The organism is Cellulosimicrobium funkei, assembly GCF_900155925.1.
Classification (GTDB): Bacteria; Actinomycetota; Actinomycetes; order Actinomycetales; family Cellulomonadaceae; genus Cellulosimicrobium; species Cellulosimicrobium funkei.
In genome coordinates this window covers 317,988-334,208 of the sequence record NZ_FTMI01000002.1, presented here as the reverse complement: position 1 = coordinate 334,208, position 16,221 = coordinate 317,988, and the positions used below count along the sequence as shown (strand labels likewise).

General features: G+C 76.0%; 10 protein-coding genes. 5 read left to right on the top strand and 5 right to left on the bottom strand.

Annotated features, from left to right (window positions below):
* Positions 1-121 precede the first annotated feature (121 nt).
* Complete coding sequence (gene hrpA, locus BXA05_RS05785; RefSeq protein WP_076404279.1) at positions 122-4,972, top strand: ATP-dependent RNA helicase HrpA; 4,851 nt, start codon at positions 122-124, stop codon at positions 4,970-4,972.
* A 58-nt stretch (positions 4,973-5,030) separates the two neighbouring features.
* On the opposite strand, the gene BXA05_RS05780 is transcribed toward hrpA, so the two are convergent.
* On the bottom strand, positions 5,031-5,879 hold the full coding sequence (locus BXA05_RS05780; protein ID WP_076404607.1) for an endo alpha-1,4 polygalactosaminidase: 849 nt from the start codon (positions 5,877-5,879) through the stop codon (positions 5,031-5,033).
* Positions 5,880-6,161: 282 nt separating this feature from the next.
* Here BXA05_RS05780 and BXA05_RS05775 point away from each other — a divergent pair, with 282 nt between their 5' ends.
* From BXA05_RS05775 to BXA05_RS05765, 3 genes are all read left to right on the top strand, one after another.
* Entirely contained in the window at positions 6,162-7,367 is a 1,206-nt protein-coding gene (locus BXA05_RS05775; RefSeq protein ID WP_076404278.1) for a beta-ketoacyl-[acyl-carrier-protein] synthase family protein, read from the top strand.
* 101 nt (positions 7,368-7,468) lie between these two features.
* Entirely contained in the window at positions 7,469-8,047 is a 579-nt protein-coding gene (locus tag BXA05_RS05770) for an O-acetyl-ADP-ribose deacetylase (protein WP_076404277.1), read from the top strand.
* 93 nt (positions 8,048-8,140) lie between these two features.
* Positions 8,141-8,359, top strand: a complete 219-nt coding sequence (locus tag BXA05_RS05765) for a PspC domain-containing protein (RefSeq protein WP_021482897.1) — start codon at positions 8,141-8,143, stop codon at positions 8,357-8,359.
* 74 nt (positions 8,360-8,433) lie between these two features.
* Here the strand turns inward: BXA05_RS05765 and BXA05_RS05760 are convergent, their stop codons facing one another.
* Positions 8,434-9,414 carry a hypothetical protein gene (locus tag BXA05_RS05760; RefSeq protein WP_143311060.1) on the bottom strand — a complete coding sequence of 327 codons (981 nt, stop codon included), beginning with the start codon at positions 9,412-9,414 and terminating at the stop codon, positions 8,434-8,436.
* Positions 9,415-10,028: 614 nt separating this feature from the next.
* Here BXA05_RS05760 and BXA05_RS05755 point away from each other — a divergent pair.
* Entirely contained in the window at positions 10,029-12,053 is a 2,025-nt protein-coding gene (locus BXA05_RS05755) for a YhgE/Pip domain-containing protein (protein ID WP_076404275.1), read from the top strand.
* Positions 12,054-12,187: 134 nt separating this feature from the next.
* Here the strand turns inward: BXA05_RS05755 and BXA05_RS05750 are convergent, their stop codons facing one another.
* The 3 genes from BXA05_RS05750 to BXA05_RS05740 form a co-directional block, all read right to left on the bottom strand.
* Positions 12,188-12,868 (bottom strand): catalase family protein, encoded by a 681-nt coding sequence (locus BXA05_RS05750; RefSeq protein WP_143311059.1) that lies wholly within the window; start codon positions 12,866-12,868, stop codon positions 12,188-12,190.
* Positions 12,869-12,938: 70 nt separating this feature from the next.
* Positions 12,939-14,648, bottom strand: coding sequence for a tetratricopeptide repeat protein (locus BXA05_RS05745; protein ID WP_076404273.1), 1,710 nt, complete (start codon positions 14,646-14,648; stop codon positions 12,939-12,941).
* Positions 14,649-14,667: 19 nt separating this feature from the next.
* Positions 14,668-16,104: an ATP-binding protein gene (locus BXA05_RS05740; RefSeq protein WP_076404272.1), complete on the bottom strand. Its 1,437-nt coding sequence runs from the start codon at positions 16,102-16,104 to the stop codon at positions 14,668-14,670.
* Positions 16,105-16,221: the final 117 nt, after the last annotated feature.

The window sequence follows — 16,221 nt, the reverse complement described above, 5'->3', positions numbered from 1 at the left end:
ACGGGGTTGGAGACCTGTCTCGACGAGAACGGTCGCTGATCCCGTGCTCGGCGCCAGTGGGCACCGTTCGGTCAGCACCCCGGAGCAATGAAGTTGCGACGGGTTGAGAGAATGGACCGTCGTGAGTACCGAGCCCGCAGCGAACCAGCCTGACGCGCGCCCTCCCCAGCGGGACGGCGCCGCCGAGGGCACCCCGCGCGAGGGCCGCCGACGCCGCGGGAACCGCCGCGGGCGCGGTCGGGGCGAGCGGGCGGCGTCCGGCACCTCGACGACCACGGAGCCGACGCGTCGCGGGCGGGGCGCGCGGACGACGTCGGGCCCGCGGCAGGTGAGCCGCGCGCAGCTCGACCGGGCCGCGCAGGCGCGCGAGAACGTGACGGTCCCGCCCATCACGTACCCCGAGCAGCTCCCGGTCAGCGCCCGACGCGCGGACATCGCCGCCGCGATCCGCGACCACCAGGTCGTCATCGTGGCGGGCGAGACGGGCTCCGGGAAGACGACGCAGCTCCCCAAGATCGCGCTCGAGCTCGGCCGAGGCCGTGCGGGGCAGGTCGGGCACACACAGCCTCGCCGCATCGCCGCGCGCACGGTCGCCGAGCGCATCGCGGAGGAGCTCGGCACGGAGCTGGGCGGCGTGGTCGGGTACCAGGTGCGGTTCACCGACACCTCCAGCGAGGACACGCTCGTCAAGGTCATGACGGACGGCATCCTGCTCGCGCAGATCCAGCGCGACCCGGAGCTGCTCGCCTACGACACGATCATCGTCGACGAGGCGCACGAGCGGTCCCTCAACATCGACTTCCTGCTCGGCTACCTCGCGCGGCTCCTGCCGCGCCGCCCCGACCTCAAGCTGATCATCACGTCGGCGACGATCGACTCCGAGCGCTTCGCGCAGCACTTCTCCCCCGCGCACCTCGCCCAGCTCGGCGGCGCGCCGGACTACGTGGTCGACGCGCTGCCCGACGCTGCGCCCGTCGTCGAGGTGTCCGGCCGCACCTACCCGGTCGAGATCCGGTACCGGCCGCTGTCCCCGGACGTCGACCCCGGCGCCTCCACCGGCAGCGGCACGAAGGCGAAGGGACGCACGGGCGCCGAGGAGAAGGACCTCGTGACCGGCATCGTCGACGCGTGCGACGAGCTCATGCGCGAGGGACCGGGCGACATCCTCGTGTTCCTCTCCGGCGAGCGCGAGATCCACGACGCCGCCGACGCGCTCACCGGCCACCTCAAGGACCGCGTCACCGACCCGAAGCACCCGCAGGGCGTCGAGATCCTGCCGCTGTACGCGCGGCTGTCGTCGGCCGAGCAGCACCGCGTGTTCCAGGCGCACTCCTCGCGACGCATCGTGCTCGCGACGAACGTCGCCGAGACGTCGCTCACCGTTCCGGGCATCCACTACGTCGTCGACCCCGGCACGGCCCGCATCTCGCGCTACTCCAAGGCGACGAAGGTCCAACGCCTGCCCATCGAGCCCGTCTCGCAGGCGAGCGCGAACCAGCGCTCCGGCCGCTCCGGTCGCGTCGCCGACGGCATCGCGGTGCGCCTCTACTCCGAGGACGACTTCCTCTCCCGGCCCGAGTTCACCGAGCCGGAGATCCTGCGCACCTCCCTCGCGTCCGTGCTGCTCCAGATGATCTCCGTCGGCGTCGTCGAGACCCCCGACGAGGTCGCGCGCTTCCCGTTCGTCGAGCCCCCGGACACGCGCGCCGTGCGCGACGGCGTCCAGCTCCTCACCGAGCTCGGCGCCCTCGCCACGTCCGACGGCGTCACGCGCCTCACCGAGGTCGGGCGCGTGCTCGCGCAGCTCCCCATGGACCCGCGCCTCGCCCGCATGATCTGGGAGGGCTCGAGGCTCGGCGTCGCGCGCGAGGTCGCGATCATCGCCGCCGTCATGTCGATCCAGGACCCGCGTGAGCGTCCCGCCGAGGTCCGCGCCCAGGCCGACCAGGCGCACGCGCGCTTCACCGACCCGCACTCCGACTTCCTCACCTACCTCAACGTCTGGGAGTACGTCCGCGAGCAGCAGCACGAGCTCTCGTCGTCGGCCTTCCGCCGCCTGTGCAAGGCCGAGTACCTCAACTTCCTGCGCATCCGCGAGTGGCAGGACGTCGTCGCCCAGCTCCGCGAGATGTCCAAGCCCCTGGGCATCGACATGTCGTACCGCCCCCGCGCGCGTCACGGGTCGGGCGCCGCGGGGGACGCGGCGTCGACGCCCGGGCGACGAGCAGGACGAGCGGTGGGGGCGGCGTCGGATGCGAGAGAGCGTCAAGCCGCGCTCGTGAACTTCCGGCCGGACGACCAGGGCGACGGCGCGGCAGCTCCGAGCACCGACGCCGCCCCCACCGCGGACGCCACCCCCGACACCCAGGCGTACAAGCCCGCCTGGGACGGCGACACGATCCACAAGGCGCTCCTGTCCGGCCTGCTGTCGCAGATCGGGATGCAGGACACGGGCGAGGTGAAGGCGTCGTCGGTCGCGCACCTCAAGGGCGAGGCTCGCGCCAAGGCGCTGCGGCGCGCGCAGAAGCAGGCCCGCAACGAGTACACCGGCGCGCGCGGCGCGCGGTTCGCGATCTTCCCCGGCTCGCCGCTGAGCAAGAAGCCGCCGGCGTGGATCATGGCGGGCGAGCTCGTCGAGACGTCGCGGCTGTGGGCGCGCGACGTCGCCCGGATCCAGCCCGAGTGGGCCGAGGACCTCGCGGGCGACCTCGCGCGGCGCACGTACTCCGAGCCGCACTGGTCGACCAAGCGCGGCGCGGCGATCGCGACCGAGAAGGTGCTGCTGTACGGCGTGCCGATCGTCGCGGACCGCAAGGTCCTCTACGCCAAGGTCGACCCCGAGGCCGCGCGCGAGATGTTCGTGCGGCACGCGCTCGTGCAGGGCGAGTGGACGACGCACCACCGGTTCTTCCACGACAACCGCAAGCTCCTCGCCGAGGCGGAGGAGCTCGAGGCGCGCTCGCGCCAGCGCGGGCTCGTCGTCGACGACGACGTGCTGTTCGACTTCTACGACGAGCGCGTGCCCGACGACGTCGTCTCCGCCGCGCACTTCGACCGCTGGTGGAAGACGGCGCAGCGCCGCGACCCCGACCTGCTCACCTTCACGCTCGAACAGCTCGTGCCCGACGCCGAGCAGGTCGACACGTCGCAGTTCCCGGAGACCTGGCCCCAGGGCGAGCTGACGCTCCCGCTCACCTACCAGTTCCAGCCCGGGACCGAGGCCGACGGCGTGACCGTGCACGTCCCGATCTCCGTGCTCAACCGCGTCGTCCCCGACGGGTTCGACTGGATGGTGCCGGGCCTGCTCGACGAGCTCGCCACGGCGACGATCCGCTCGCTGCCCAAGCCGGTCCGCGTCCAGCTCGTGCCGGCACCGGACGTCGCGCGCGACGTCGTCGCCTGGCTCCGCGAGCACACGCCCGCCTGGGAGGACATGGCTCGCGCGGGCGACATGGCCGAGCCGTTCCACGTCGCGTTCACGCGCGCCGTCCGGGCGCTGCGCGACGTCGTCATCCCCGACGACGCGTGGGGCCCCGAGCAGGAGGCGCGCCTGCCCGCGCACCTGCGCATGACGTTCCGGGTCGAGGACACGCGCGGGCGCGGCGGCTCCGTCGTGCTCGACGAGTCGAAGGACCTCCTCGCGCTCCAGCGCCGTCTCGCGGCACAGAACCAGGCGGCGGTGCGGGCAGCGGTCAAGGGCGCGGTGGGTGCGGCGCTGCGCGAGGCTGCCGCGGGGTCCGGATCGGAGCTCGCGGGGTCGAGTTCGGCGGCGGAGGGGGCGGCGTCGGTGCTCGGGCTACCATCCGCGCCGCTCGTTCCTCACGGCGCTCCCGCCAGGCCCGCCACGCCCTTCGCATCCGACGCCCCCTCCCCCGCCTCTGCGTCCGGCTCACCCGGGCGAGGTGCAGGACGAGCGGGCGGCGCGTCGTCGGGCGCGACGGGCGTCGAGGCCGCGCGCGGCCACGGACGGCCGACCGCACCAGGTGACGGCGCGGCCGGCCCGAGCACCGACGGCGCACCGCCCACGGGCTCGACCACGAGCCTGGTGAGCGAGCGCACCGACCTGACCACCTGGCCCGACGACCTCACCGACGGGCGGCTGCCCGCGACGGTGTCGACCGACCTCGGGGGTGGGGTCGTGGTGCGCGGGTACCCGGCGGTCGTCGAGGAGCAGGACGCGAAGGGGACGCCGGTCGTCGCGCTGCGCGTGCTGGCCGACGCGACCGCGCAGGCGCGGGAGCACGCGCGGGGTGTGCGGCGTCTGCTGCTGACGGAGACGGCGCTCCAGACCGGGCGCATCACGAGCCGGTGGAACGGCACGCAGTCGCTCACGTTGGCGGCCAGCCCGTACCGGAACACGGACGCGCTCGTCGCGGACCTGCAGCTCGCCGCGGTGATCGCGCTGACGAGCGGCGGCAGCGGGCAGCCGGACGCGGCGACGGTCCGCGACGCCGAGGCCTACGCGGCCGCGCGCACGTTCGTCCGCACGCACCTGGAGGAGCACGTGCACCAGGTGGTCGGGCACGTGGTCGCCGCGCTCACCGCGTCGCGCAACCTCGACGCGGAGATCCGCGCGTCGAACAGCCTCGCGCTGCTCAACACGCTCACCGACCTCCGCGACCAGGCGGCGGGCCTGATCCACGACGGCTTCGTCTCGCAGACCCCGCCCCGACGACTGCCGCACCTGACTCGCTACCTGCGGGCGGCGTCGTACCGGCTGGAGAAGGCGCAGTCGAACCCGAACCGCGACGCCGAGCTCGCGTGGCGCGTGCACGACGTCGAGGACGCCTACCAGCGCGCCCGTGCCGCGTACGCCCAGGGCCCGGCCGACCCGGTCCGCGCCGCCGACCTGGCCGAGGTGCGGTGGCTGATCGAGGAGCTGCGCGTGTCGCTGTTCGCGCAGCAGCTCGGCACCGACGGCCCGGTGAGCGAGAAGCGCATCCGCAAGCTCCTCACGCCCGACGGCTGGTGACGCGCGGCACGGGAACCCACGGTCACGCTCGTGAAGAACGGGCGCTCGTGCCGCGCCGTCAGCAGACGTCGTAGGCGTAGCCCGGCTCGTCCGGGCCGACGAGGTCGCGGTCGCGCAGGACGGTGAGCGGGGCGCGGTCGTCGCGGGCGCAGACGTCGTCGAAGGTCAGGCCCGCGTCGGCGAGCGCGTCGGGGTACTCGACCTGGAGCACGTGGTCGCCGTAGACGTCGGTGTACGCGGCGCACTCGTCGAAGACGGCGCACTCCTCGGTGACGGCGAGGTCGAAGCCGAGGTCGTCGTGCGCGACGGACGCGATCTCCGCCGCGTTCTTCTGCGCGACGGCGAGCCCGGCGTCGTGCGCGAGGTCGACGTACGCGCGGGCGAGGGCGTGCGCGCCGTCCTCGTCGATGGCGTCGAACCGCGTCCAGGTGTCGAGGTTGTCGAGCTCGACGGCGTCGAAGCCCTCGTCGGCGCAGCCCGTGACGACGGGCCCGAGGATCGCGAGGATGCCGTCGCGCTGCTCGGGCGTGGAGGGGTCGAGGACGTGCTCGTCCGGCCAGTCGGGGTCGACGACGAGCGTCCCGTCGGCGTCGTGCAGGAGCAGGTCCTCGTGACCGTCGAGCCACCGGTCGGCCTCTCCCGGCTGGGTCTGGAAGCCGTTGACGTAGCAGACCGAGTACGCGCCCGGCAGCGGTGCGGCGGTCGCGTCCCGCACGACGACGTCCGGCCGCACGGGCCCGTCCCCCGCGTCGACCTCGTCGTACGCGGCGCCGAGCTGGTAGTCGAGCACACCGTCGGTGGGCGGCAGGGCGGGCGTCTCCGCCCGGGCAGAGGCCGCGGGCGCCGGGGGCGCGGGCGCGGCGCACGACCCGGTCCCGAGCACGACGACGCCCACGGCGACCGCCACCACGGCGCGGTGCGCGCGCCGTCGGGCAGCAGGCCCTCGCGCTCTCGCTCGTCGCACCGCGACTCCCCCGCCCTCGTCCCGCGGCCTCCCCGACGGCGGCCGCTGTGCCGACCGTACGCGGCCGGCGGGCGCTCGCGGCAGTCGTCCGCCGCTCCCGCCGGGATGTGGGCGTGCGCACCGTCACACCTGCGAGGGCGACAAAGGCCGCCGCGATGACTTGGAATAAGACCCATCGACCACACCCGTCGCCGTTCTCGGCGGCTCGGCTGCAAGGGGCACACCATGACACGAGTCGTCGTCAGCGGGTACGGGGCGGTGACCCCGGTCGGGCGCACCGCCCCCGACACGTGGGAGGCGCTGCTGCGCGGGGAGCCGGGCGTGCGGGCGATCGACGACGACTGGGCGGCCGAGCTGCCCGTGCGCATCGCCGCGCGCGTCGACGACGCCTTCGCCGAGGCGCTGTCCGTCCGGGAGCGGCGCCGCACCGACCGGGCGGAGCAGCTCACGCTCGTCGCGGGCCGGGAGGCGTGGGCGTCCGCCGGGTCGCCCGACGTCGACCCGACGCGTCTCGCCGTCGTCGTCGGCTCCGCGAACGGCGGGATCGCGACGACGCTCGACCAGTCGCGCGTCCTGCACGAGCAGGGCCACCGGCGCGTCTCCCCGCACACCGTGACGATGCTCATGGCCAACGGCCCGGCCGCGTGGCTGTCGATCGACCTCGGCGCCAAGGCCGGCGCGCGCGCCCCGATCAGCGCGTGCGCGGCGGGCTCGGAGGCGATCACGATGGGCCGCGAGATGATCCTCGCCGGCTCGGCGGACGTCGTCGTGTGCGGGGGCGTCGAGGCGGGCGTCCAGCCGTTCTCGCTCGCGGCCTTCGCCGCGGCCCGCGCGATGTCGACCCGCAACGACGAGCCGGAGCGCGCGTCCCGGCCGTTCGACGTGGACCGGGACGGGTTCGTCATGGGCGAGGGCTCGACGCTCCTCGTGCTCGAGCGCGAGGACCACGCCCGGGCCCGCGGGGCGGTCGTGCACGGCGTCGTCTCGGGTGCGGCGCTGACGTCGGACGCGTTCGACATCGTCGGCGGCGACCCCGAGAACCAGGCCCGCACCATCACGATGGCGCTGCGCTCGGCGGGCCTCTCCCCCGAGGACGTCGGGCTTGTCCACGCGCACGCGACGGCGACCCCCGTCGGGGACGTCAACGAGGCGGACGCGCTGCGCGCCGCCCTCGGGATGCCGCCGCCCGTCACGAGCACGAAGGGCGCGACGGGCCACCTCCTCGGCGCGTCGGGCGCGCTGGGCGTCCTCGTCGCGCTCCTCGCCCTGCGCGACGGCCGCGTGCCGCCCACGCTCAACGTCGACACGCTCGATCCCGCGATCGACCTCGACGTCGTGCGGGAGGCGGCCACGACGTCGGCCCGGCACGCGCTCGTCGACGCGTTCGGGTTCGGCGGGCACAGCTCGAGCGTCGTGGTCTCGCGCGACTGACCGGGGTCGCCGAGCACGAGGTTGCCGTCGGGGAGGCGGCCAGAACGCCACGGACCCCGTGGTCGACGGCGAGCAACCCCGTCCCCGGGCACGATGGAGCGATGGACCTCGACGCACGCCTCGCCGACATCACGACGCTCGACGTCGACGCGATCGTCAACGCCGCGAACTCGTCGCTGCTGGGCGGCGGCGGGGTGGACGGCGCGATCCACGCCGCGGCCGGGCCGCGGCTCCTGGAGGAGTGCCGTCGGCTCCGGCGCACGACCCTCCCCGACGGCCTGCCCGTGGGCGACGCCGTCGCCACCGACGCCTACGACCTCCCCGCCCGCTGGGTCGTGCACACCGTCGGGCCGAACCGCTACCGCGGCGAGACGGACCCCGCGCTCCTCGCGTCGTGCTTCGCCCGCTCGCTCGACGTCGCGGACGAGCTCGGCGCCGCGACCGTCGCCTTCCCCGCGATCAGCGCGGGCGCGTACGGCTGGGACGTCGAGGAGGTCGCCCGCGTGGCGGTGGACGCCGTCCGCGGCTGGTCCGCACCCGACCTCGTCGACGAGCGCGCCCGCCCGACGGCGGCCCAGGACCCGGACGGGTCGCGCCCCGGGCCGGGCGTCGCGGCCGTGACGTTCGCCCTCGCGACGCCGCGGGCGCTCGCGGCGTTCCAGGCCGCCCTCGCCCGCTGAGCCCCGACCCTCGGGGTCGCCGCCCTGAGGATCAGGGTCGGGTCGGGGGACCTCCGGATACCGGGGCGCCCGGGTCGCTCGTACCGTCGAGGCATGAGCACCTCAGACGCCTCCACCGCCGCGTACCGCCCGACGCTGTCCCGCCCGCGCCACGGCCGGATGATCGCCGGCGTGTGCGCCGGGATCGCCCGCCGGTTCGGCTGGGACCCGACCGTCGTCCGCATCGTCGCCGCGGTCTCGATCCTGCTCCCCGGCCCCCAGGTCATCGCGTACCTGGTCCTGTGGGCCCTCATGCCGAACGACCGCGACTGACCCCGGTCCACACGCCGGTCGGGCAAAGCCCCTGGCGGTCGTTCGACCGACTCGTCCCGGCGGGCCGGGACGCCTCAGTCGAGCTCGACGACGACGGCGCCGGACGGGTCACGCAGCACGGTGCCCTCAACCCTCACGGTGACTTCCAGCGGGCCCTGCGGCCATCGAGCACTCACCGTGTACGGGGCGGACGCGCGCACCTCCTCCCCGGCCACGAGGGAGAGCGGCTCCGCCTGGGCCCAGACGGCGGACGCCACGTCCACCCCTGCGTACCCGCGGAAGATGCCGTCCGCGACGCTCTGCGGGCAGTCGTCGCCCGTGAGCCCGGCGGCGGTGCACGAGGCGAGCAGCTCGTCGATGCGCGCCTCGGCCTCGGTGGCCACCTCGGCGCGCAGGACCGGGTCGACGTGCAGCATCTGCGAGCGCAGCTCCGCTCCCGGAGGAGGCTGGATCGCGTCCGGGTCCACGGGGAACTCCACCGTGAACGGCTCGCTGTCGCCGCCGTCGGGATCGATCGTCGTGAGGTCCTGCGGCCCGGCGAGCTCGAGGTCGTAGATCCCGGGAAGCAACCGCAGGGGCCCCGACGTCGCGAGGTCGAACGCGCCCGACCCCTCGACCACGATCTCCACCGGGACGCCCGGATGGACGACCGGGAGCCCGTGGTCGGACCAGAGCGCGACCCTCGGCTCCCCTCCGACGGTCTCCGTGCTGACCACGAGGGTGCGCGTCTCCTCCTCGCCGTCGAGCCGGTACTCGACGTCCACCGAGGACTCCGGGCCGGATCCGGTCACGGAGGTGACACGGGCCTCGACGGGGCGCACCGCCTCGGCGTAGACCGCGTCGTCGAGCGCGACCGGGCTGACCACCGACGGATCGCTCAGCAGCTCGCCCGCGCCCGTGGCGTCGCCGTCGACGAGGCGGTCGAAGAAGGTCGTGACCACCTGCTCCGCGGCCCTCTCCTCGGAGCTCTGGAACGAGCACCCCGCTACCGTCAGCGGGACGACCACGGTCGTGAGGCCGGCGGCCCACCGCGCCGCGCGTGACGACGCCCTCACCGGATCCCTCACCGGATCACCGCCCCTGCTCGCGGACGGGCTCCGGAGCCGTCGACCGTGGTCCCAGGCTCGGCGTCGGTCTTCCACGCCCTGCCCCGGAAGGACGACACGCCGGTCGGCGCACTGCACTCCATGCTGTTCCTCTTCCCCTTCTGCCCGGTCCTCGCTCCGCCCCGGTCCCGGCAGCCGTCCGGAGCGTCACCGTCGAGCCCCGCTGGTCGGGCGCGTCGTCGAGCACCGCCCTACCTTCGCCGATGAGCGCCGAGATCGCCTCATGAGCGGCGCGGCTCCCGCTCCGGACGGCAGCGCTCGGGCTCGTCTGCGGCGCCCCGGACGGGCGGCCGTTGCTCCGAGCGACGGACTCGCGCACGGAGTACCTGATACTCCGGGCCCGTGACCGAATCGTGACGCCGAAAGTACCTAGTACTCGCTGTCCGTGGTGTCCGGGGCGTTGCTAGCGTCGCTGGGGATCTACCTGCTACTCCACGTCCCGCCAACGGTGGCGGGCGCACCGGCGCACTCCCGCGCCGAGCAGACCGGTACCCGCCTCTACCGCAGCTCTCCCCTCGTGCCGACCGCCCCGCGACGACGCCGGGCGTGAGGAAGGACGACAGATGACGCAGCACGCTCTCCGACCGTCACGCACGCACACGGTCCTCACCTCCGTCGCGCTCGCCGTGCTGGCCCTCGCGGTCGCCGGCCTGGTCGCGTTCCTCCTCGTGTACAACGGCAAGGTCGCCGACGGCGCGACCCGCCTCGACGACGGCGCGGCCGAGCTCGACGCGGGCGCCGCGACCCTCGCCGACGGCACGACCGAGGCCCAGGCCGGCGCCCGACGCCTCGCCGACGGCGCGGACGACCTCGAGGCCGGCGCGGGCGACCTCTCCGCCGGGGCGCGGAAGGCGTCCGACGGCGCCACCCAGCTCGCGACGGGCGGCGCCACCGCGCTGGACGGCGCGACCGAGCTCGCCGCCGGGGCGGACGAGCTCAACGCCGGGGCGGCACGCCTCGCCGCCGGGGCGGGCGACGCCGCGAGCGGCGCTGCCCGGCTCGCCGCGGGCAGCAAGGACCTCGACTCCGGGGCGGCACGCCTCGCCGCGGGGAACGCCCGTGCCGCCGACGGCGCGTCCCAGATCGCGACGGGCGCGGGTGACCTCGACGCGGGCGCCGGCGACCTGAGCGCGGGAGCCGTCCGCGCCGCGAACGGCTCCGCCGATCTCGCATCGGGCGCGGGTCGGCTCGCGACGGGAGCCGACACGCTCGCCGCCGGGACCACCGCGCTCCGGGCCGGCGTGCGAGACAGCCTCGGCGGCGGCGTCCAGTCGCTCGACCAGGGTCAGGCCCAGCTCTCCGCCGGTGCGACGCGTCTGGCCGACGGGGTGGCCGCAGCCGGGGCGGGGGTCGACGCACTCCAGGCAGGGGTCGACGAGCTCCGGGGAGGAGCGACCCAGGTCCGCGGTGGCGTGGTCGCCCTCGGTGGAGGTGCCGACCAGCTGCGGGTCTCTGCCGACGAGCTCCAGCGCTCGGCCACGACCGTCGGGACCAACCTGGACGGCCTCGCGGCACAGCTGGACATGATCGCGCGCGGAGAGGTCGCGGCGTCGCCGGAGACTCTGGGGACGATCGCCGCGAACCTCCGCGCGCTGGGCAACGGCACCGAGTCGGCACCCGGCGCCTCCGCGCAGATCGCGGGCGGCGCCGGGAGGCTCGCGGCGGGCGCAGGCCAGCTCTCCCTGCGGGCGGGCGACGTCACCGTGGGTGTCGATCGGGTCTCGGCCGGCCTCGGGGCGGGCACTCCGCAGCAGCCCGGGGTCTCCACGGGGCTCGCGCAGCTTCGCGCGGGCCTCGGCGAGGGCACCCCCGCACAGCCGGGCCTCGCCGCCGGGGTGCAGCAGCTCCGCACGGGCATCGACGTCCAGCTCGCGGGCGGCATCGACGCGCTGGCCGCCGGCGCTACGACGCTCGACGGCAAGATCGGTGAGCTCGAGGCGGGCGCCACGACGCTCCACGGGAAGGTCGGCGAGCTCAGCGCCGGGGCGACACGGATCGCTGAGGGCAGTGCCGACCTCGCGGCGGGCGCCGCTCGCGTGAGCGGCGGCACCGCGCTCCTGGCGACGAAGACCTCCGAGCTGGCGACGGGCGCGTCGGAGCTCGCGTCCGGCGCCGCCGACCTCAAGGCCGGGACGGCGAGGGCCGCGACCGGCGCGAGCGACCTCTCCGCCGGCGCGGTGCGGCTGCGCACGGGCGCGGGCGACCTGTTCGGCGGGACCACGCGGCTGGAGGACGGGACGCTGCGCCTGCAGAACGGGCTCACGACGCTCTCGACGGGCGCGACGACCCTCGCGGCGGGCAACGCGGCGCTGGCCGAGGGCTCCGCGACGCTGCACGCCGGCACGACGACCCTCGCCGACGGCGCGTCCGACCTGCACGACGGCAGCACCCGCATCGCCGACGGCGCGGCCACGCTCGCGGACGGCACGGGCACCCTCTCCGACGGCACGACGGAGCTCAAGGACAGCGTCGAGAACAGCCCCGTCGGACGGGTGTCGCTCGGCATGTCGGCGCTGGTCGGCGGGTCCGTGCTCGCGGGCGTCGCGGGCGTCGGGCTCGGGCTGCGCCGTCGGCTCGCGGCGGTCTGACGGACCGGCGCGCACGGCCGGGCGGCGTCCTCGCCGCCCGGCCCCCGGCTCGGGGGCGGCCTCACGTCGACGGTGCCGCCCTCGCGGGCGGCGGTCCCGGTGGACAGGACTCCGGGGTCGCCGCCCTTCTCTCGCTACCGGGCTGCCGGCCCGCCGGCGCGGCGCGCGGCCCGGTAGCCGCGAGCGCGCAGCGCGTCCTCCCAGCCGTACGTGCCGAGGTGGCGCGGCGCGTGACCGGTGGGGTCGAAACGGACCTCGGGGTCGTCGCCGTCGTGCGCCGACCCCGCTTCGGGGCCGTGCAGCTCGACCGCGCCGAACCGGTGCCAGGCGCCGAGCGGGGTCGCCTCGAGCACTTCGAGCACCGGCGTCCCGGCGCCCCGCGCCGCGTCGTGGTCCGGCCGCAGGGCGAGCACGCGGGGACCGTGCGGCGACCGCAGCGGCATGAGCGTCGACAGCCAGCCGCCCAGCAGCGCGCGGCGCGGCACGAGGAGGAAGCGCGTGAGCCGCCCCCTCCCCGAGGAGGCGAACAGGACGTCCTGGGGCGCGCCGTCGTCGGTCCAGCGCACGGCGATCCCGACGACGTCCGGGAGCCCGCGCGGGAGGCCTGCCCCGAGGGACACGCGCACCGTGACGGGCGTGCGGCCCTGCGGGACGCTCGCCGCGCCCGCCTCGTCCTCCGCGACGACGAGCGTGCCGCGGAGCAGCACGCCGCGCGCGTGCATCGCGCGGCCGTCGCGCACGCGCGCGACCGTGCCGGTCACGGCCGCGAGCGCCGCGCCGACAGGTCGAGAGAGCGTCTCCACGAGTCCTGCCACGCGGCCACGGTCGCACCGCCCCGGGTCACCCGCACGGCCGCGGGCATGTCACCCGCCGGGGTACCGGGGATCAGGGGGTGTGCTGCTCCGTGGAGCCCGGCGCCTGGAGATCCGGGAGGTCCGGCACGTCGAACGTGGGGACGTCGATCGTCGGGACGTCCAGCTCTCCCAGCCGCTCCTGGAGCTCCTCCTGGCGGACCCGGTTGTTCTCCTGGAGGCACGCGAGGCGCGCGGCGGGGCGCCCGGTGCACTCCTGCACGGCCGAGCCCGGGTCGCGCGGCGCGCGCTCCTCCTGGACGTAGCGGCCGTCGGCGTCGTGCTCGTCGGGGGCGACGGGCAGCGCGGCGAGCGCGGCCGCCTCGGCGAGCAGCAGCAGGACCGTGGCGAGGACGAGGACGGCGCCGCCCAGCCCCGCGCGGACCGCGGCGGCCGTGCTCACGGGCGGGCGCTCGTCGGACACCGCGCGCTGCCGGGCCGCGACGCGCCACGCGGCCCACATCCCGACGACGAGCGGCAGCACGTACGCCACCGCGGCGAGGGCCGCCACGGGCCGGGCGTCCTCGCGCGCGACCGCGCCCGGGCCGATGCTCCCGACGACGACCGCGACGATGCCGAGGACGACGGCGCGGCGCACGACGGCGCCCCGCAGGCTCGCGCGCAGGGCCGCGATCCGCACGGCTCCCGCCGTCCCGGCCGGCAGGTACCCGAGCTCGCGCGCCTGCGTGAACATCGCCGCGTGCAGCACGGCCGAGGTCACGGTCGTCAGGGCGAGCACGACCCCGAGCCCGACGAGGAACCAGCGGACGGCGACGGCGTCGCGCACGACGTAGAGCAGGGCGAGGCCCGCGAGGACGCCCGCCCACCCGACGGCGATCGCCACGACGGTGCCGCCGCGGAACGGCGTGCGGCGCAGGGTGCGGCGCAGCAGCCCGCGCGGGACCTGGAGGAGCACGGGCAGGACGCGCAGCGCGGTCACGCCCGTCCACAGCAGCACGACGACCCCCCAGACCGGCACGCTGCCCACGTGGGCGTCGCTCATCGCGAAGGCGACGACGAGCGCGACCGCCCCGACGAGCAGGACCGGCATCTCGACGAGCCGCAGCACCTGCTGCCACACGCTGAGGTGCAGCAGGTACCCGGCCTCGGCGTGCTCGGGGTTCATGGCGAGGACGCCGCTGTACCCCTGGGCGCTGCGGCTCGCGTCGAGCGCGAGGGCCGCGTCGAGGTAGAGGAGGTCCTCGTGCTCCGGCGCGACGGCGAGCCCCTGCCGCACCAGGGCGCGCGCCCGGTCGTCGTCCCCGAGGCGCGACCAGAGCCGGGCCGCCTGCGCGAGCCGGTCCGGGGCCTCGGGGGCGAGCTCGAGCGCCGAGGCGATGCGCTCGCGCGCGAGCCGTCGGTCGGCGCCGCGCACGCGCCCCGAGAGGAGGGCGTCGGCGAGCTGGAGGTGGTAGCGCGCGTCGTCGGGGTCGAGCTCGAGCGCGCGGCGTGCGGCGTCGCGCGCGCCGGGGACGTCACCGGTGTTCTGGCGCGCGACCGACAGCAGGTAGAGCGCGCCGTCGGCCGCGGGCTGGGCGGCGACCACCTGCTCCAGGAGGGGCAGCGCGTCGGCGGAGCGCTGGAGGTGCAGCCGCACCCACGCGGCGGCGAGGAGGAGCCGCGGGTCGTCGGGGACGGCCGCGAGCGCCTCGTCGACCTCGTCGAGCGCGCGCTCGGGCCGCCCCATCTGGACGAGCATCTCGACGCGCGCGCCGACGGCGCGCGGGTCGACGGTCGTGGTCACCGTGGGCTGCCTCGCCGTCTCAGAGCATGCGTCGCGCGCGCAGGTACGCGGCGAGCTCGTCGTAGCGGCCGTCGGCGTTCGCGAACGTCACGACGTTGCGCGCGGACTGGAGCCACGCCGTCGTGGACGGCCGCACGTCCGCGAGCGCCGACTCCATGTCGGCCATCGTGACGGGCCGCACCTGGCCGGACGCGATGGAGTCCATCATCGCCTTCTCGGCCGCCGTGGCCGCCAGGTGCTCCAGGTCCGCACCGGAGAATCCCTCGGTGCGCCGCACGACGGCGCCGAGGTCGATCCCGGCGACGGGCCGCCCCGCGAGGTGGTGGCGCAGGATGGCCTCGCGCGCGGGCTCGTCGGGCGGCAGGACGAGCACGACGCGGTCGAACCGGCCCGGGCGCAGGAGCGCGGTGTCGACGTCCCACGGGTGGTTGGTCGCGCCGAGCACGAACAGGCCGTCGTTGTCGGAGCCGATGCCGTCCATCTCCTGGAGGAGCTGGTTGACGACCGTCCGCATGCCCGACGAGCCGGAGTACTGCGCGCGCCTGCCGCCGATCGCGTCGACCTCGTCGAGGAACAGGACGGCCGGCGCGAGCTGCCGCGCCCGCTGGAACAGGGCGTGGAGGTTCTGCTCGCTCTCCCCGATGTACTTGTCGAGGATGTCCGCGAGCGTCACCGTGAGGAACCGCGCGCCGAGCTCGCCCGCGACCGCGCGCGCCATGTACGTCTTGCCGGTGCCGGGCGGCCCGTAGAGCAGCAGTCCGCCGCGCAGCGACTTGCCGAACGCCTGCGCGATGGCCTGGTGGCGCATCGGCTCCAGGAACGCCTCGCGGATGCGCTTCTTCACCGGCTCCAGGCCGCCGACGTCGGCGAGCGTCACCGTCTCGCGCGAGACCTCGAGCAGGCCCGACCCGTCGTCGGGGGCGTCGTCGCGCGCGGGCACGAGGAACGGCTGCCCGCCCCCGGGTGCCGGGTCGGCGCCCTTGTGCGCGGGCGCGGGGCCGGGGTCGACGGGAGCGGGGCCCGCGGGGGCGGGGCCGACGGCCGGTTCCTCGACGAAGGGCGGCGGGACGCGCACGTCGAGCTCGTCCTCCAGCCGGTCCCAGTCGATTCCCGACGCCGGGCTCCCCGACCCTGCGGGAGCGCCCTGCCCGGGGTGGTCGGACGGCGCGGGCTCGCCGGACAGCGCGGAGTCGCCGGACGGCGCGGGGTCGCCCGGCGCCTGCTCGGGCGCGGCGTCTCCCGGCCGCGACGCCGCCGCGGCGGACGCGGCCGCCTCCTGCACGAGCCGCAGCGCCTCGCCGTCGGCGGGGTCGATCCGGAGCCCGGCGCTGGCCTGCTCGAGCGCCTCGACGGGACGCCCCGCGGCGAGCAGGAGGCTCGCGTAGTGCACGCGCAGCGGCGCGCTCGCGGGCGCTGCCGCGACGGCGGCGGCGAGCGCGGCCAGGGCGTCGGACATGGGTGCTCCTCGGGGACGGAGGTCGGGACGACGGCGTCGTGCGGCCCGGGGCGGGGCACGGCCGGGACCAGTGTGCACGGGACCGGTGACGCGCACGATAGGGAGAGGTCCCCATGG